A 17,885-nucleotide genomic window follows, 5' to 3' on the forward strand; every position below is an offset into this window, starting at 1 on the left:
AGTGTGCGGACGGGATCAGATACAGAAAATGGCACATTTAATGTGGTGACATATTTATGACAGATTTAACGACGCACGATATCGCTCAGCCTGCCTGGCAAACCCGCGATCACCTTGATGATCCGGTTGTTAGCGAACTGCGTAACCGTTTTGGGCCGGATGCATTCAGCGTACAGGCGACGCGCACGGGGGTTCCCGTCGTGTGGATTAAGCGTGAGCAATTACTGGAAGTCGTTTCTTTCCTGAAAAAACAGCCGCAGCCTTATGTGATGCTGTTTGATTTGCACGGCATGGACGAACGTTTGCGCACCCATCGCGAAGGTTTGCCGGCCGCTGATTTCTCTGTTTTTTACCACCTGATTTCCATTGAGCGTAACCGCGACGTCATGCTGAAGGTCGCGCTGGTCGAAAACGACATGCACTTGCCGACCATGACCAAGCTGTTTCCCAACGCCAACTGGTATGAGCGTGAAACCTGGGAAATGTTCGGGGTCACGTTCGACGGTCATCCCCATTTGACGCGCATCATGATGCCGCATTCCTGGGAAGGGCATCCGCTGCGCAAGGATTATCCGGCGCGCGCCACCGAGTTCGATCCTTTCGTGCTGACCAAGCAGAAAGAAGATCTGGAAATGGAGTCGCTGACCTTTAAACCCGAAGAGTGGGGCATGAAGCGCGGCACCGAAAACGAAGACTTCATGTTCCTCAACATGGGGCCGAACCATCCCTCGTCGCATGGCGCTTTCCGTCTTATCCTGCAACTGGACGGCGAAGAGATTATCGACTGTATTCCCGATGTCGGCTATCACCACCGCGGCGCGGAAAAAATGGGCGAACGCCAGTCCTGGCACAGCTACATTCCTTATACCGACCGCATCGAATATCTGGGCGGCTGCGTCAACGAGATGCCCTATGTGCTGGCCGTTGAAAAACTGGCGGGCATCGAGGTGCCGGACCGGGTTAAAACCATTCGCGTCATGCTGTCCGAACTTTTCCGCATCAATAGCCACCTGTTGTATATCGGTACTTATATTCAGGATGTCGGCGCCATGACGCCGATCTTTTTTCTGTTTACCGATCGTCAGAAAATTTACGACCTGGTGGAAGCCATCACCGGATTCCGTATGCACCCGGCATGGTTCCGCATCGGCGGCGTGGCGCACGATCTGCCGCGCGGCTGGGAACGCCTGCTGCGCGAGTTCCTCGACTGGATGCCGTCCCGTCTGGACACCTATGTCAAAGCCGCTTTGCAGAACACCGTCCTGAAAGGCCGTACCCAGGGCGTCGCCGCCTACAACGCCAAAGAAGCGCTGGAGTGGGGCGTGACGGGCGCCGGTCTGCGGGCGACGGGCGTCAATTTCGACGTGCGTAAACAGCGTCCTTATTCCGGTTATGAAAACTTTGACTTTGAAGTGCCGGTGGGCAACGGCATCAGCGACTGCTATAGCCGGGTGATGCTGAAAGTTGAAGAGCTGCGCCAGAGCCTGCGCATCCTGGAACAGTGTCTGAACAACATGCCGGAAGGGCCGTTCAAGGCGGATCACCCGCTGACCACGCCGCCGCCGAAAGAGCGCACGCTGCAGCATATCGAAACCCTGATTAACCACTTCCTCCAGGTTTCCTGGGGTCCGGTGATGCCGGCCAATGAATCATTCCAGATGATTGAGGCGACAAAAGGCATCAACAGTTATTACCTGACCAGTGACGGCGGCACCATGAGCTACCGCACTCGTATTCGCACGCCGAGCTATCCGCATCTGCAGCAGATTCCTTCAGTTATCCGCGGATGTCTGGTATCCGATCTGATCGTTTACCTCGGCAGTATTGATTTTGTCATGTCAGATGTGGACCGCTAATTATGCACGATCATAACAACACTCACGATCATATCGACGTTCAGGGGCAACCCGCCGCCGATTCACTGACGAAAGATACTGTTTTTGTGCTGAGCGACGCGGAGCGTGACGCCATCGAGCACGAAAAACATCACTATGAAGATGCGCGCGCCGCCTCGATCGAAGCGCTGAAAATCGTGCAGAAGCAGCGCGGCTGGGTGCCGGACGGCGCCATCAAGGCGATCGCCGACCTGCTGGGCATTCCGGATAGCGACGTAGAGGGCGTGGCGACATTTTACAGCCAGATTTTCCGTCAGCCGGTGGGGCGTCACATCGTGCGCTACTGCGATAGCGTGGTTTGTCATATCAATGGTTATGAAGGCGTTAAGGCGGCCCTGGAGCGCAAACTCAGCATCAAGCCGGGGCAGACTACGTTCGACGGACGTTTTACCCTGCTGCCCACCTGCTGCCTGGGGAACTGTGACAAAGGTCCGTCAATGATGATTGACGATGATACCCACACCCACGTCAAGCCTGAAGATATCGAATCGTTATTGGAGCAGTATCAATGAGTAAAAACATTGTCCTGACTGCTGAGCAGCATCCTCTGACCTGGCGTCTACGCGATGACGAACAGCCGGTATGGCTGGAAGAGTATCGCGGCAAAAACGGCTATGCCGGCGCGAAAAAAGCGTTGAGCGCGATGGCTCAGGATGAGGTGGTTACCGTGGTTAAAGACGCCGGTCTGAAAGGGCGCGGCGGCGCGGGCTTTTCCACCGGGCTTAAGTGGAGCCTGATGCCGAAAGACGAAAGCATGAATATCCGCTATCTGCTGTGCAACGCGGATGAAATGGAGCCGGGCACTTATAAAGACCGCCTGCTGATGGAGCAGCTTCCGCATTTGCTGATTGAAGGGATGCTGATTAGCGCTTTTGCGCTGAAAGCCTACCGCGGCTATATCTTCCTGCGCGGCGAATATATTGAAGCGGCGGTGAATTTGCGCCGGGCCATCGAAGAGGCCAAAGACGCCGGTCTTTTGGGCAAAAATATCCTCGGCAGCGGGTTTGATTTCGAGCTGTTCGTGCATACCGGCGCCGGCCGCTATATCTGCGGCGAAGAAACGGCGCTGATCAACTCGCTGGAAGGGCGTCGCGCCAACCCGCGCTCGAAACCGCCTTTCCCGGCGTCCGCCGGCGCCTGGGGCAAACCGACCTGCGTCAATAACGTGGAAACGCTGTGTAACGTGCCGGCCATCATCGAATATGGCGCGGCCTGGTATCAGGGGTTGTCCGCGGGCAAAAGCAACGATGCCGGCACCAAGCTGATGGGGTTCTCCGGCCGGGTTAAAAATCCGGGCCTGTGGGAGCTGCCGTTCGGCACCACCGCGCGCGAGATCCTCGAGGATTACGCCGGCGGCATGCGTGACGGGCTGAAGTTGAAAGCCTGGCAGCCCGGCGGCGCGGGTACCGACTTCCTGACGGCGGATCATCTCGATCTGCCGATGGATTTCGAACATATCGCCAAAGCGGGCAGCCGCCTGGGCACCGCGCTCGCCATGGCGGTCGATCATGAAATCAACATGGTTTCCCTGACCCGCAATCTGGAAGAGTTTTTTTCTCGTGAATCCTGCGGCTGGTGTACTCCGTGCCGCGATGGTTTGCCCTGGAGCGTAAAACTGCTGCGCGCGCTGGAACGCGGGGAAGGGCAGCCGGGAGATATTGAAACGCTGGAACAGCTTTGCCGCTTTCTGGGGCCGGGCAACACCTTCTGCGCTCACGCGCCGGGGGCCGTGGAACCGCTGCAAAGCGCCATCAAATATTTCCGCAATGAATTTGAGGCGGGTATTTCTCCACAATATCTGGGTAACACCAAAGCGATTGGCGGCATTCAGCCCAACCTGTTGAAAGAGCGCTGGTAGCCAATCGCCTGATGAGCTTGAGATGCAGTAAATGTATCCGCCGGGCGGCGCAAACAAGCCGCCCTCATAAACAGAATTTTTGATTAGCGCCTGTGGCGACACAGACCATTATGGAAGCATGCTGACTATGGCTACTATTCATGTAGACGGCAAGGAGTATGAAGTAAACGGCGCGGACAACCTTCTTGAGGCCTGTCTGTCCCTGGGACTTGATATTCCTTATTTTTGCTGGCACCCGGCGCTGGGGAGCGTAGGCTCCTGCCGCCTGTGCGCGGTCCGGCAATATCAGAACGCGGAAGACACCCGCGGTCGCCTGGTAATGTCCTGTATGACGCCGGCGGCCGACGGTACCTATATTGCTATTGAGGAAGAAGAAGCCACGCTATTCCGTAAAACGATAGTCGAGTTTCTGATGACCAATCACCCGCACGACTGTCCGGTGTGCGAGGAGGGGGGCAACTGCCACCTGCAGGATATGACGGTGATGACGGGGCACAATTTCCGTCGCTATCGTTTTACCAAGCGCACCCATCGCAATCAGGATCTCGGGCCGTTCATTTCCCATGAGATGAACCGCTGTATCGCCTGTTACCGCTGCGTTCGCTATTACAAGGATTATGCCGACGGCTCCGACCTCGGCGTTTACGGCGCGCACGATAACGTCTACTTCGGTCGCCCGCAGGATGGCACGCTGGAAAGCGAGTTCTCCGGCAATCTGATCGAGGTTTGTCCCACCGGCGTCTTTACCGACAAAACGCACTCCGAGCGTTACAACCGCAAATGGGATATGCAGTTTGCGCCGAGCATCTGCCAGCAGTGCAGCGTCGGCTGTAATACCAGCCCGGGCGAACGCTATGGCGAGCTGCGCCGCGTTGAAAACCGTTTCAACGGCAGCGTCAACCACTACTTCTTATGCGACCGCGGCCGTTTTGGCTACGGTTACGTCAATCTGCAGGATCGTCCCAAACGGCCGCTGCAACGCCGCGGCGATGACTGGATTGCGTTGAATGCCGATCAGGCGTTGCAGGGGGCGGCCGACGTGCTGCGCCAGGCAAAGAGAACCATCGGTATCGGTTCGCCGCGCGCCAGCATCGAAAGCAACTTTGCGCTGCGTGAGCTGGTGGGGGCGGAAAACTTCTATACTGGCATCGCCCATGACGAGCAGGATCGTCTGCAACTGATCCTGAAAGTGCTGCGCGAAGGCGGCGTGCGTACCCCGGCGCTGCGTGAGATAGAGAGCTACGACGCCGTGCTGGTGCTGGGAGAGGACCTGACCCAGACCGGCGCCCGCATTGCGCTGGCGGTGCGGCAGGCGGTGAAGGGCAAGGCGCGTGAAATGGCGGCGGCGCAGAAAGTGGCCGACTGGCAGATTGCGGCCATTATGAACATCGGTCAGCACGCCAAACATCCGCTGTTTATCACCAACGTCGACGATACCCGTCTGGACGATATCGCCGCCTGGAACTACCGCGCGCCGGTGGCCGATCAGGCGCGGCTGGGCTTTGCCATCGCCCATGCGCTGGACGACGGCGCTCCGGCGGTGCCGGACCTGGCCGCCGGGCTTGAGCAGAAAGTGGATATCATCGTTCAGGCGCTGGCCGGGGCGAAAAAGCCGCTGATTATCTCCGGCACCAACGCCGGCAGCCGCGATATCATCGCGGCGGCGGCCAACGTGGCGCAGGCGCTGAAAGCGCGCGGCTCCGACGTCGGCATCACCTTTGTCGCCTCCGCGGCGAACAGCATCGGCCTGTCGATGATCGGCGGCGGTTCGCTGGATGACGCCCTGGCGCAGTTGGAAGGCGGCGAGGCCGATAGCGTGGTGGTATTGGAAAACGACCTCTATCGCCATGCGCCCGCGGCGCGCGTCGACGCGGCGCTGGAGAAAGCCGGCAATCTGATCGTGCTGGATCATCAGCGCACCCGCATCATGGAGAAAGCCAGCCTGATCCTCTCATCGGCAAGTTTTGCCGAAAGCGACGGCACGCTGATCAACCAGGAAGGCCGCGCCCAGCGTTTCTTCCAGGTGTATGACCCCACTTACTACGACGACCAGGTGGTGATGCTGGAAAGCTGGCGCTGGCTGCACTCGCTGTTTATTACCTATAACAGCCGCCAGGTGGACTGGACGCAGCTCGACCATGTGATTGACGCCTGCGTCGCTGCGCTGCCGCAGCTGGCGGCGATCAAGCAGGCCGCGCCCGATGCGTCCTTCAGAATAAAGGGGCAAAAGCTGGCCCGTTCGCCGAACCGTTCAAGCGGGCGTACGGCGATGCGCGCCAATATCAGCGTGCACGAGCCGCGTCAGCCGCAGGATAAAGACACCATGTTCGCCTTCTCGATGGAAGGGAACAACAGCCCGACGGCCGACCGTCAGCAGATTCCTTTTGCCTGGGCGCCGGGCTGGAACTCGCCGCAGGCGTGGAACAAGTTCCAAGATGAAGTGGGCGGTCATCTGCGCCACGGCGATCCCGGCGTGCGCCTGATTGAAGCGGGTGAGAAGACGCTGGATTATTTCGCCGATATCCCGGCCGCCTTCGTCGCCCGGTCGGGAACCTGGCGCGTGGCGCCGTATTACCACCTGTTCGGCAGCGACGAACTGTCGCAGCGCTCGGCGGTGATTCAACAACGTATGCCGGAGCCTTATGTGGTGGTGAATCCCACGGATGCGGCGGCGTTGGGGGTTAATCCGGGTTCGCTGGTGGAGTTGAGCTGCGGCGGTCAGACATGGCGTTTGGCGCTGCGGTTAAGCGCCGGACTGAGTCAGGGACAGGTTGGTTTACCGTTGGGGCTACCGGGCATCGCCCCGGTGCTGGCGGGCGCAACCGTTGAGAATCTGCGGGAGGCTGCACAATGAATTGGTTGACACCGGATCTCCTGGAGATACTGATTTCTGTCGCAAAAGCGGTTGTTATCCTGCTGGTCGTGGTGACCTGCGGGGCATTTATGAGTATGGGCGAACGTAAGCTGCTGGGGCTGTTCCAGGGGCGTTACGGACCGAACCGGGTCGGCTGGGGCGGTTCGCTACAGCTGGTCGCCGATATGATCAAAATGTTCTTCAAAGAAGACTGGGTGCCGAAGTTTACCGACAAAGTGATCTTCACCCTGGCGCCGATGATCGCCTTTACCTCACTGTTGCTGGCTTTCGCCATCGTACCCATCACCCCGACCTGGGGCGTATCGGACCTGAATATCGGGCTGCTGTTTTTCCTGATGATGGCCGGTCTGGCGGTTTACGCGGTGCTGTTCGCCGGCTGGTCGAGCAACAACAAATATTCATTGCTGGGCGCGGTGCGCGCATCCGCCCAGACCCTGAGTTACGAAGTGTTTCTCGGATTGTCGCTGATGGGGATCGTCGCCCAGGCAGGCTCCTTCAATATGCGCGACATCGTGGATTCCCAGGAACATTTGTGGAATATCATCCCGCAGTTCTTCGGTTTCGTTACTTTCGCCATCGCCGGGGTGGCGGTGTGTCACCGCCACCCGTTCGACCAGCCCGAAGCGGAACAGGAACTGGCGGATGGTTACCACATTGAATATTCCGGTATGAAATTCGGTTTGTTCTTCGTGGGGGAATATATCGGCATCGTCACCGTTTCCGCCCTGATCGTCACCCTGTTCTTCGGGGGCTGGCACGGTCCGTGGCTGCCGCCGTTCATCTGGTTCGCCCTGAAAACGGCTTTCTTTATGATGATGTTTATTCTGATCCGCGCCGCGCTGCCGCGTCCGCGTTATGACCAGGTGATGTCCTTCGGCTGGAAGATCTGCCTGCCGATAACCTTACTGAACCTGCTGGCGACCGCCGCGGTCATTTTGTACAACGCTCAATAAGGGGTGAATAAACCATGACATTAAAAGATTTAGTGGTTGGTTTCGGCACCCAGGTACGCAGTATCTGTATGGTGGGCTCGAACGCTTTTAAAAAGCGCGAAACCAGAATGTATCCCGAAGAGCCGGTGAACCCGCCGCCGCGCTTTCGCGGCCGCATCGTGCTGACGCGCGATCCGGACGGCGCGGAGCGTTGCGTGGCCTGTAACCTGTGCGCGGTGGCCTGTCCGGTGGGCTGTATCTCCCTGCAGAAAGCGGAAACCAAAGACGGCCGCTGGTATCCTGAATTCTTCCGCATCAATTTCTCGCGCTGCATTTTCTGCGGTTTTTGCGAAGAGGCCTGTCCGACCACGGCCATTCAGCTGACGCCGGATTTTGAAATGGGAGATTACAAACGTCAGGATCTGGTTTACGAAAAAGAAGATCTGCTGATCTCGGGGCCGGGTAAATATCCGGAATATAACTTTTACCGGATGGCCGGCATGGCTATCGATGGGAAAGATAAAGGCGAAGCCGAAAACGAAGCCAAACCCATCGATGTCAAAGGCCTGTTGCCCTAAGGAGCTAGCATGGAATTCGCTTTTTATATTGCGGGCCTGATTGCGGTAGTGGCGACGCTGCGCGTCATTACCCATACCAACCCGGTGCATGCGCTGTTGTATCTGATCGTTTCTCTTATTGCCATCGCCTGCGTGTTTTTCTCGCTGGGGGCTTACTTTGCCGGCGCGCTGGAGATCATCGTTTACGCGGGCGCCATTATGGTACTGTTCGTCTTCGTGGTGATGATGCTCAACCTGGGCAATTCCGTGGTCGAGCAGGAACGCGCATGGCTTAAACCCACCGTCTGGATAGGTCCTTCATTGCTGTCGCTGGCATTGCTGATAGTGATAGTGAAGGGCATCCTCAGTCTGGAAGACCAGGGCATTACCGGAGAAGTGGTGGATGCCAAGTCTGTGGGCATCGCGCTGTTCGGTCCTTATGTTCTCGCCGTTGAACTGGCCTCGATGTTGCTGTTGGCGGGGCTGGTGGTGGCTTTCCACGTCGGTCGTGAAGACAAACGCGGAGAGGTTATCGCCAAAGAAACCGCGCGCCAGGATGTTGATAATAAAATAACAGGGGAACGCGCATGATTCCGTTACAACATGGTTTGATTTTGGCCGCCATCCTGTTTGTTTTGGGGCTGACTGGGCTGATTATCCGTCGTAACTTGCTGTTTATGCTGATAAGCCTGGAGATAATGATCAACGCTGCGGCGTTGGCGTTTGTGGTGGCGGGCAGCCACTGGCAGCAGGCGGACGGGCAGGTGATGTATATTCTGGCGATTACGCTGGCGGCGGCAGAAGCCAGCATTGGGTTGGCGCTGCTGCTGCAGCTGTACCGCCGTCGCCAGACCCTGAATATTGATACAGTCAGTGAGATGCGCGGATGAACTTACTCTATTTAACAATACTATTCCCGCTGCTTGGCTTCCTGCTGTTGGCGTTTTCCCGCGGCCGCTGGTCGGAGAACGCGTCTGCGACGGTCGGTGTGGGTTCCGTTGGGCTGGCGGCGCTGACGGCTGCCTGGGTAGTGGCTGATTTTCTTGGTCGGCAACATAGCGGTGCGGGCGTATTTGACCAGCATCTGTGGACCTGGATGGCGGTGGGCGACTTTAATATCGGCGTGACGCTGACGCTTGACGGCCTGTCGGCCACCATGCTGTCCGTGGTTACCGGCGTGGGTTTCTTTATCCACCTGTACGCTTCCTGGTATATGCGCGGTGAAGAGGGCTATTCGCGTTTCTTCGCTTATACCAACCTGTTTATCGCCAGCATGGTGGTGCTGGTGCTGGCGGATAACCTGCTGCTGATGTATCTCGGATGGGAAGGGGTGGGGCTGTGCAGCTATCTGCTGATCGGTTTCTACTACACCAATCCGAAAAACGGCGCGGCGGCGATGAAGGCCTTTATCGTCACCCGCGTTGGGGATGTGTTCCTGGCGTTTGCGCTGTTTATCCTGTATCAGGAACTGGGCACGCTCAACTTCCGCGAACTGATGGTGCTGGCGCCGCAACAGCTGGCGGAGGGCTCTCCGACGATTACCTGGGCGACCCTGATGCTGCTGGGCGGCGCGGTGGGTAAATCCGCGCAGCTGCCGCTGCAAACCTGGCTGGCGGATGCGATGGCCGGCCCGACGCCGGTCTCCGCGCTGATCCACGCCGCGACCATGGTTACCGCCGGGGTGTATCTGATCGCCCGTACCCACGGTTTGTTCCTGATGGCGCCGGAGGTTTTGCATCTGGTGGGTATTATCGGCGCGGTGACGCTGGTATTGGCGGGGTTCGCCGCGCTGGTGCAGACGGATATCAAACGCGTGCTCGCCTATTCAACCATGAGCCAGATCGGCTATATGTTTCTGGCCCTTGGCGTGCAGGCGTGGGATGCGGCGATTTTCCACCTGATGACCCACGCGTTTTTCAAAGCGCTGCTGTTCCTCTCTTCCGGTTCGGTGATTCTGGCCTGCCACCACGAGCAGAATATCTTCAAAATGGGCGGCCTGCGTAAGAAGATCCCGCTGGTGTACGCCTGCTTCCTGGTGGGCGGCGCGGCGCTGGCGGCGCTGCCGCTGGTTACCGCCGGCTTCTTCAGTAAAGACGAGATCCTGGCGGGCGCCTGGGCCAACGGCCATATCAATCTGATGGCGGCAGGGCTGGCCGGCGCCTTTATGACCTCGCTGTACACCTTCCGTATGATCTTTATCGTGTTCCACGGCGAGGAAAAAACCCATGCGCACGCGGTCAAAGGGATTTCCCATCATTTGCCGCTGATCGTGTTAATGGTGCTGTCCACCTTTATCGGCGCGCTGATTGTGCCGCCGTTGCACGGCGTACTGCCGGAAACGACGGAACTTGAGCACGGCCGGATGATAACGCTGGAAATCACCTCCGGCGTGGTCGCCGTCGCGGGAATCGTGCTGGCCGCGCTGCTGTGGCTGGGCAAACGTCAGCTGGTGACCGGTATCGCGCAAAGCGCGCCCGGACGTTTCTTCTCGACCTGGTGGTTCCATGCCTGGGGATTCGACTGGCTGTACGACAAAGTTTTCGTCAGACCTTATCTGACCATTGCCAAACTGTTGCAGCGCGATCCGCTGAACACGCTGATGAATATTCCGGCTTTCATTACCCGTTGGGGTAATCGCGGGCTGACGGTAAGCGAAAATGGTCAGGTACGCTGGTACGCCGCCTCTATGGGGTTGGGCGCCGTCGCGGTACTGGCGTTGTTATTGCTGGTTTAAGACGGTACCCGGAACGTACAAGGGTAGGGCATTCCTGATGAGAGTGCCCGCCACGGCAAGTTTTCAGATTTCTTTAATTTAGGGACACAAAGCGCCATGCTACTACCTTGGCTAATTCTTATCCCCTTTATCGGCGGTCTGCTGTGTTGGCAGTTCGAGCGTTTCGGTACCAAAGTACCGCGCTGGATCGCGCTGATTGCGATGGGGCTGACTCTGGTGCTATCTCTGCAACTGTGGTTGCAAGGTGGCTATTCTCTGGCGACACCCAACGGATTGCCGCAATGGCAGGCCGAGTTCAATGTGCCGTGGATCCCGCGCTTTGGTATTGATATCCATCTCGCGCTGGACGGCCTGTCGATACTGATGGTGGTATTGACCGGGCTGCTGGGGGTGCTGGCGATCCTCTGTTCGTGGAATGAAATCCAACGCTATCAGGGTTTTTTCCACCTGAATCTGCTGTGGATCCTCGGCGCCGTCATCGGGGTCTTCATCGCTATCGACCTGTTCCTGTTCTTCTTCTTCTGGGAAATGATGCTGGTGCCGATGTATTTCCTCATCGCGCTGTGGGGACACAAAGGCTCAGACGGTAAAACCCGTATCACCGCCGCCACCAAGTTTTTCATCTATACCCAGGCCAGCGGGTTGGTGATGCTGATCGCCATTCTGGGGCTGGTGTTCGTGCACTATAAGGCCACCGGCGAGTGGACGTTCAACTACGAGAAGCTGCTCGACACGCCGATGTCCCACGGCGTCGAATATCTGTTGATGCTTGGTTTCTTTATCGCCTTCGCCGTCAAAATGCCGGTGGTGCCGCTGCACGGCTGGCTGCCGGACGCCCACAGTCAGGCGCCGACGGCGGGTTCCGTCGACCTGGCCGGTATCCTGCTCAAAACCGCGGCCTACGGCTTGCTGCGCTTTAGCCTGCCGCTGTTCCCCAACGCCTCTCACGAATTTGCGCCTATCGCCATGTGGCTGGGGGTTATCGGTATTTTCTACGGCGCCTGGATGGCCTTTAATCAGACGGATATCAAACGCTTAATCGCTTATACCTCGGTTTCCCATATGGGATTCGTGATGATCGCCATCTACTCCGGCAACCAGCTGGCGTACCAGGGAGCGGTTGTCCAGATGATTGCTCACGGTCTGTCCGCCGCCGGGATGTTTATTCTGTGCGGCCAGCTGTACGAACGCCTGCATACCCGCGACATGCGTCAAATGGGGGGGCTGTGGGCGCGCCTTAAATATATACCGGCGCTGTCGCTGTTCTTTGCCGTTGCGACATTGGGCATGCCCGGCACGGGGAACTTTGTCGGCGAATTCATGATTCTGTTCGGCAGCTATCAGGTTGTGCCGGTGATTACGGTGATTTCCACCTTCGGTCTGGTATTTGCGTCGGTTTATTCGCTGATCATGATGCAGCGCGCCTATTACGGCGCGCCCAGGTCAGAGCAGCCGTTGCAGAATATGACGCTGCGCGAATTGTCTCTCGTCATGCTGCTGGCGGTGCTGCTGGTGGCGTTAGGGGTCTTTCCGCAGCCGATTCTGGATACCTCCAGTGCCGCGATGTCAAATATCCAGCAGTGGTTTATGTCGTCTGCTCCAGATTCAATACTTTCAACAACAAGGCTGTAATTCGCCATGACAATAACTATTCAACAACTAATTGCGCTATCGCCGCTGTTAATCGTCGGATTGACGGTAGTGGTTGTGATGCTGTGCATTGCGTGGCGACGCAACCATTTTGTCAACGCAACCCTCACGGTTATCGGCCTGAATATTGCGCTGCTGTCGCTATACTTTGTAGGCCAGGCAGGGCCGACCGATGTCACGCCGCTGCTGCGGGTTGACGGCTTTTCCATGTTTTACACCGCGCTGGTGTTGCTGGCCAGCCTGGCGACCAGTACCTTTGCCTATCCGTGGCTGGAAGGTTACCCGGATAACCGCGACGAGTTCTATCTGCTGGTGCTGATCGCCGCGTTAGGCGGTATTTTGCTGGCCTGCGCCAACCATCTTGCGGCGTTGTTCATCGGTATTGAGTTGATTTCGCTGCCGCTGTTCGGACTCGTCAGTTATGCCTTTCGCCAGGCGCGTTCGCTGGAAGCCGGTATCAAGTACATGTTGCTGTCGGCCGCCGCCTCTTCTTTCCTGCTGTTTGGTATGGCGCTGGTGTATGCCGATTCGGGCAGTCTGACGTTCGCCAGCCTGGGGGAAAGCCTGAGCGACCTGCGTATTCATGAGCCGCTGTTGCTGGCAGGTTTGGGGATGATGCTTGTCGGTTTGGGCTTTAAACTGTCGCTGGTGCCTTTCCAACTGTGGACGCCGGACGTGTACCAGGGCGCCCCGGCGCCGGTCTCGACCTTTCTGGCCACCGCCAGCAAAATCGCCATTTTTGGCGCGGTGATGCGACTGTTCCTCTATGCGCCGCTGGTAGACAGCGAAGCGGTCAGAACGGCGCTCGGCGTGATTGCCTTTGCCTCCATCCTGTTCGGCAACGTGATGGCGGTATCGCAGACCAATATTAAACGCCTGCTGGGGTACTCCTCCATTGCCCATTTGGGATACCTGCTGGTGGCGCTGATTGCGGTACAAAGTCATCAGCTGGCGCTGGAAACCGTGGGGGTTTATCTGGTGGGCTACCTGTTTGCCAGTCTCGGCGCCTTCGGCGTGGTCAGCCTGATGTCCAGTCCGTACAGCGGGCCGGATGCCGATTCGCTGTTCTCCTACCGCGGCCTGTTCTGGCATAAGCCGATTTTGTCCGCGGTGATGACGGTGATGATGCTGTCGCTGGCCGGTATCCCCATGACGCTGGGCTTCTTCGGCAAGTTCTATGTGCTGGCCGTTGGCGTAAATGCCGAACTGTGGTGGTTGACCGGTACGGTGGTTTTGGGTAGCGCCATCGGCCTTTACTACTATCTGCGGGTGATGGTCAGCCTGTATCTGCGGGCGCCGGAGATACTGAATCGCGATACGCCAACTAACTGGGCGCTGACGGCGGGCGGCGTGGTGGTGCTGATTTCGGCGATCGCGGTGCTGCTTCTGGGGGTTTACCCGCAGCCGCTGATTGGGCTGGTTCAACTGGCGCAGCCCATGATGTAAACGCCTAGCACGCCAGGTTTAACTTGCCAACCGCCGCAGATTTTATCTGCGGCGGTTTTTTTATCTCCATGCGTAAGGTCGCCTTGTGGCGGCAAAAGGTCATGCCTGAAGTAAGGTATGCCGCAAACGTGACGCTGTGAAAGGCACAATCATTGAAGTATCTGGCCGTTGTCGTCAATTTATGATTAACGTCAAGGAAATTTGTCGGATACGGGAGCATTAATAAGAATTACTAATCTATTTATTTGGTCGCCAAAAAATAGGTTATTGTTTATTTTGATATTAATAATATCCATGGCTATTTTTATTGGAATAGTTAACCATTTAATCGTAATAATTATTTATATTTAATGTTTTGATGCCACGGAGATGGGTGGTGTTTCTTTGTTTGTAAGCGATTGTTAAACACGGAATATGGAGGTTCAAATGCATGACCCGGTTTCTTCTCTCTCTTGCGGTGCGGATGCACTGGTTGAACTACTGCTTGCCCAGGCGGCTGTTGATAAATCTCAGGGAATTAACAGCGCCGGATATGTGTCCGGTTATCGCGGTTCGCCTTTAGGGGGCCTCGATCAGGCGCTTTGGCGACGTAACGATGAGCTAATTAAAGCCGGTATCCGATTTCAGCCCGCTATTAATGAAGAGCTTGCCGCGACGGCGCTGACCGGTACACAAAAGGTCGAAACGGACCCTGAAGGAAAAGTTTCCGGCGTGTTCGGCATGTGGTATGGAAAAGGTCCGGGAGTCGATCGCGCCAGCGATGCGCTCAGGCATGGCAATGCCTATGGCAGTTCGCCTCATGGCGGGGTTCTTGTCATCGCCGGGGACGATCATGGATGCGAGTCATCTTCGTTTTCTCACCAATCCGACGTCGCGATGATGGCATGGAGTATGCCGGTATTGCATCCGGCAAGCGTCGCCGATTATAAGAAAGTCGGACTGTGGGGATGGGCGGCCTCCCGGGTGAGCGGCGCATGGGTGGGGTTTAAGGCCATCAGTGAAACGGTCGAAAGCGCCGCCATGCTCAATGATGATGTACCGGACGCGTTCGTCATACCGGAAGATATCGAACCGGGCTGCGATGGATTACACTGGCGCTGGCCGGATCCGCCAGGGCCTCAGGTTGAAAAACGTCTCAAATATAAACTAAAAGCGGTTGAAAAGTTTGCGCGTCTGAACCCGATTGATCGCGTGCTGGTCCCCTGTCGTTCGCCCGTTGCGCTTCTGGTTACGGTTGGCAAGGTATATCGGGACGTACTTGAGGCGCTGCGGATTGGCGGATTAACTCCCGATGATTTAGCGGCGCACGGCATTGCTTTGCTCCATATCACCCTTGTTTTTCCTTTGTCGCCATTGCTACAAGATCTTATTCCCGACGTGCGGCACATTTTCGTTATTGAAGAAAAGAAGGGGGTGGTAGAAGGGTTGATTGCCCAGTTTATATCGCAAACGCCGACTCGACATCCGATCGATTTACAAGGGAAATGCGATCGCAACGGGCAGGCTCTTTTGCCGAATGATGCGCTTCTCCGGCCTTCGCTGATTTCTCCCTCTTTGGCAGACTGGCTGTCTCGGTTCGACGTGAATCTTCGCCTCTTTGCGGAGTGGACACGGCCGTCCGAAGCGGGAAATGCGTCCCTTCTCCCGGTACGAAAACCCTATTTTTGCGCCGGTTGCCCGCATAATACCTCAACCCGAGTGCCTAAAGGCAGCCATGCTCAGCCGGGAATCGGTTGTCATGGCATGGTGCTCTGGATGGCGCGTAATACCGGTGGCGGTCTGGTACAGATGGGAGGAGAGGGCGTCGATTGGATCGGACACGCGCCCTTTACCGCAAGAAAACACGTATTCCAGAATATCGGCGATGGGACCTATTTTCACTCCGGTTATCTTGCCATCCGCCAGTCTATTGCCGCGGGGAGCAACATCACCTACAAGATTCTGTTCAACAGCGCCGTCGCCATGACCGGCGGTCAGGCGATTGACGGCGAGCTGTCCGCGCCGCAAATCGCGCAACAGATGTTGGCAGAGGGCGCGAAAGCCGTCGCCATCGTTGCACAAAATCCGCAGCGCTACGGCAATGAGCGCCCATTGCCTCCGACGGTGAAATTATATCACCGGGACGAGCTGGATAGCGTGCAGCGTGAGTTTCGTGAGCTTGAGGGCGTCACCGTCATCATTTACGATCAGGTTTGTGCCTCCCAGCTACGGCGACGTAGAAAGCGGGGATTAAGCGCGTCGTCGCGCTTACATGTCGCTATCAACGATTATGTTTGTGAAGGATGCGGCAATTGCCAACAGATATCCAATTGCCTTGCTATCGAGCCTATCGATACGCCATTAGGGCGCAAACGCGCGATCGTGCAAAATGCATGCAACGTCGATCTCTCTTGTTTGAAAGGATGCTGTCCCAGTTTTGTTACCATAGAAGACGGGCAAATGAAAAAGGGGGCGGCGGACGGCGTAGGTTTATCCGCCGAAATGATGGCGCTGATTAATGGGTTGCAAGCGCCAGCGCTATTCAGCCCGGTTTCTCCGTATGAAATTCTGTTTTCCGGCATCGGCGGTACCGGCGTGGTCACGGCGGCGAACATTGTGGCGCAGGCTGCGGCACGCTGCGGCTTTGCCGTCGGTACGCTTAACTTTTCCGGATTTGCGCAAAAGGGCGGCGTGGTGTTATCTCACATTCGTTTTTGCGTCGACGCGGCGGAGTTACATCAGGTCAGGATTGATAGCGCGCGGGCGGATTTGGTGATCGCGGCGGATATGGTCGCCGGCGTCGACGCTCGCTCCCTTGACGTTATGTCGGTGAATAATACGACCTGTGTCGTCAATACGCATATGGCGCAAACTGACGATATGCTGCGGGATCCGTCACTGAGGTACAATACTGACCATATATTGAGCACGATCCGTTCCCGTAGCTTACGGAGCAAGTGTCTGGACGCGGAAATGATAGCCGATCGGCTGTTGGGCGATCGCCAGCAAACAAACTTGATCTTATTGGGTCACGCATGGCAATCCGGTCTGCTGCCTGTCTCATTGGCGTCAATTGAAAGCGTTATCGCTGCGCTTGGAAATATATCATCAACCGCCCTGGATGCCTTCCGCCTGGGCCGGGTGGCGGCGGACGCGCCGGAAAAGATCGCCGAGTTGTCGTGCGCCGCCGCAGGGGAAGCCCAGCCCCGCCAATCTCTCGATGCGCTGATTTCTCACCACACACAGTTTCTCGTGGAATACCAAAATGTCGCCTATGCCGAACGCTATGCCGGACGCATGGAGCGCCTGCGTTCATTAACGTCGAGGGTTAACGATGAAAACCTTGTGCGTACCATCGCTGAGAATTTGTTCACGCTTATGGCCTATAAAGACGAATATGAAGTCCCCCGTCTTTATGTGGAAACGGATTTTCTGACCAGAATAAAAAATCGCTTTGGCGACGACTGTAAAGTTCGTTTTCATATGAGTCCGGCTTTTTGGCATAAGATCGACCCTCGAACAGGCCATCGTGGGAAAATCGTATGCGGTCCATGGATTATTCCATTATTGAAAATTCTCGCTAAAGCGCGTTTTCTGCGCGGCACGCTATTCGATGTTTTTGGCGGGCAGCGCGAGCGGCGTCTTGAAAGGAAACTCCTGCTGGAATACGAAGCATTGGTCGATGAGATAAGTAATATGACTCAACCGGAGCTTTTGCCGCTATATCAAAAGCTTGCCGAGTTGCCGGCCCGAATTCGCGGCTTTGGTCATATTAAATCCGCTGCCGTCGAGCGCACCAGACGGACCAGGGAGGAGCTGTTGGCTAAACTGAATGCTTTGCATGGCGCATAAGCAGTTTTTTCGCCACGCGCCATTTATTTCATCAGCCTGGGGGCCATTAAGAAAATGTTTAGGAATGCTCTGTCGTTAAACGTCATAACAAGCGAGCAGAATTGTCT

General features: G+C 56.7%; 12 protein-coding genes. All 12 read left to right on the top strand.

Annotated features, from left to right (window positions below):
• Positions 1-56: 56 nt before the first annotated feature.
• Positions 57-1,856, top strand: a complete 1,800-nt coding sequence (nuoC, locus tag DDT56_RS10695) for an NADH-quinone oxidoreductase subunit C/D (RefSeq protein WP_136166438.1) — start codon at positions 57-59, stop codon at positions 1,854-1,856.
• 2 nt (positions 1,857-1,858) lie between these two features.
• Complete coding sequence (nuoE, locus tag DDT56_RS10700) at positions 1,859-2,407, top strand: NADH-quinone oxidoreductase subunit NuoE (RefSeq protein WP_136166439.1); 549 nt, start codon at positions 1,859-1,861, stop codon at positions 2,405-2,407.
• Positions 2,404-3,753, top strand: a complete 1,350-nt coding sequence (gene nuoF, locus DDT56_RS10705) for an NADH-quinone oxidoreductase subunit NuoF (RefSeq protein ID WP_136166440.1) — start codon at positions 2,404-2,406, stop codon at positions 3,751-3,753. The genes nuoE and nuoF overlap by 4 nt, the downstream gene beginning before the upstream one ends.
• Positions 3,754-3,880: 127 nt before the next feature.
• Positions 3,881-6,607, top strand: a complete 2,727-nt coding sequence (nuoG, locus tag DDT56_RS10710) for an NADH-quinone oxidoreductase subunit NuoG (protein ID WP_136166441.1) — start codon at positions 3,881-3,883, stop codon at positions 6,605-6,607.
• On the top strand, positions 6,604-7,581 hold the full coding sequence (gene nuoH / locus DDT56_RS10715) for an NADH-quinone oxidoreductase subunit NuoH (RefSeq protein ID WP_136166442.1): 978 nt from the start codon (positions 6,604-6,606) through the stop codon (positions 7,579-7,581). Before nuoG ends, nuoH begins: the two co-directional genes overlap by 4 nt.
• 14 nt (positions 7,582-7,595) lie before the next feature.
• Positions 7,596-8,138, top strand: a complete 543-nt coding sequence (gene nuoI, locus DDT56_RS10720; protein ID WP_009112087.1) for an NADH-quinone oxidoreductase subunit NuoI — start codon at positions 7,596-7,598, stop codon at positions 8,136-8,138.
• Positions 8,139-8,147: 9 nt separating this feature from the next.
• Entirely contained in the window at positions 8,148-8,708 is a 561-nt protein-coding gene (nuoJ, locus tag DDT56_RS10725) for an NADH-quinone oxidoreductase subunit J (RefSeq protein ID WP_136166443.1), read from the top strand.
• Positions 8,705-9,007: an NADH-quinone oxidoreductase subunit NuoK gene (nuoK, locus tag DDT56_RS10730; RefSeq protein WP_136166444.1), complete on the top strand. Its 303-nt coding sequence runs from the start codon at positions 8,705-8,707 to the stop codon at positions 9,005-9,007. Before nuoJ ends, nuoK begins: the two co-directional genes overlap by 4 nt.
• Positions 9,004-10,851, top strand: coding sequence for an NADH-quinone oxidoreductase subunit L (gene nuoL / locus DDT56_RS10735; RefSeq protein ID WP_136166445.1), 1,848 nt, complete (start codon positions 9,004-9,006; stop codon positions 10,849-10,851). The genes nuoK and nuoL overlap by 4 nt, the downstream gene beginning before the upstream one ends.
• Positions 10,852-10,947: 96 nt before the next feature.
• On the top strand, positions 10,948-12,483 hold the full coding sequence (nuoM, locus tag DDT56_RS10740) for an NADH-quinone oxidoreductase subunit M (RefSeq protein ID WP_136166446.1): 1,536 nt from the start codon (positions 10,948-10,950) through the stop codon (positions 12,481-12,483).
• A 6-nt stretch (positions 12,484-12,489) separates the two neighbouring features.
• Positions 12,490-13,947 carry an NADH-quinone oxidoreductase subunit NuoN gene (gene nuoN, locus DDT56_RS10745; protein WP_136166447.1) on the top strand — a complete coding sequence of 486 codons (1,458 nt, stop codon included), beginning with the start codon at positions 12,490-12,492 and terminating at the stop codon, positions 13,945-13,947.
• Positions 13,948-14,373: 426 nt separating this feature from the next.
• A complete protein-coding gene (locus DDT56_RS10750; protein ID WP_136166448.1) occupies positions 14,374-17,778 on the top strand; it encodes an indolepyruvate ferredoxin oxidoreductase family protein in 3,405 nt (1,134 codons plus the stop codon).
• Positions 17,779-17,885 lie beyond the last annotated feature (107 nt).

Origin of the sequence: Brenneria corticis, assembly GCF_003115855.1 — a bacterium.
Lineage (GTDB): Bacteria > Pseudomonadota > Gammaproteobacteria > Enterobacterales > Enterobacteriaceae > Brenneria > Brenneria corticis.

Coding starts and splice junctions, on each gene's coding strand:
- nuoH (WP_136166442.1), top strand. CDS start 6,604: ATGAATTGGTTGACACCGGATCTCCTGGAGATACTGATTTCTGTCGCA.
- nuoC (WP_136166438.1), top strand. CDS start 57: ATGACAGATTTAACGACGCACGATATCGCTCAGCCTGCCTGGCAAACC.
- nuoN (WP_136166447.1), top strand. CDS start 12,490: ATGACAATAACTATTCAACAACTAATTGCGCTATCGCCGCTGTTAATC.
- nuoG (WP_136166441.1), top strand. CDS start 3,881: ATGGCTACTATTCATGTAGACGGCAAGGAGTATGAAGTAAACGGCGCG.
- nuoL (WP_136166445.1), top strand. CDS start 9,004: ATGAACTTACTCTATTTAACAATACTATTCCCGCTGCTTGGCTTCCTG.
- nuoM (WP_136166446.1), top strand. CDS start 10,948: ATGCTACTACCTTGGCTAATTCTTATCCCCTTTATCGGCGGTCTGCTG.
- nuoF (WP_136166440.1), top strand. CDS start 2,404: ATGAGTAAAAACATTGTCCTGACTGCTGAGCAGCATCCTCTGACCTGG.
- nuoJ (WP_136166443.1), top strand. CDS start 8,148: ATGGAATTCGCTTTTTATATTGCGGGCCTGATTGCGGTAGTGGCGACG.
- nuoK (WP_136166444.1), top strand. CDS start 8,705: ATGATTCCGTTACAACATGGTTTGATTTTGGCCGCCATCCTGTTTGTT.
- nuoI (WP_009112087.1), top strand. CDS start 7,596: ATGACATTAAAAGATTTAGTGGTTGGTTTCGGCACCCAGGTACGCAGT.
- DDT56_RS10750 (WP_136166448.1), top strand. CDS start 14,374: ATGCATGACCCGGTTTCTTCTCTCTCTTGCGGTGCGGATGCACTGGTT.
- nuoE (WP_136166439.1), top strand. CDS start 1,859: ATGCACGATCATAACAACACTCACGATCATATCGACGTTCAGGGGCAA.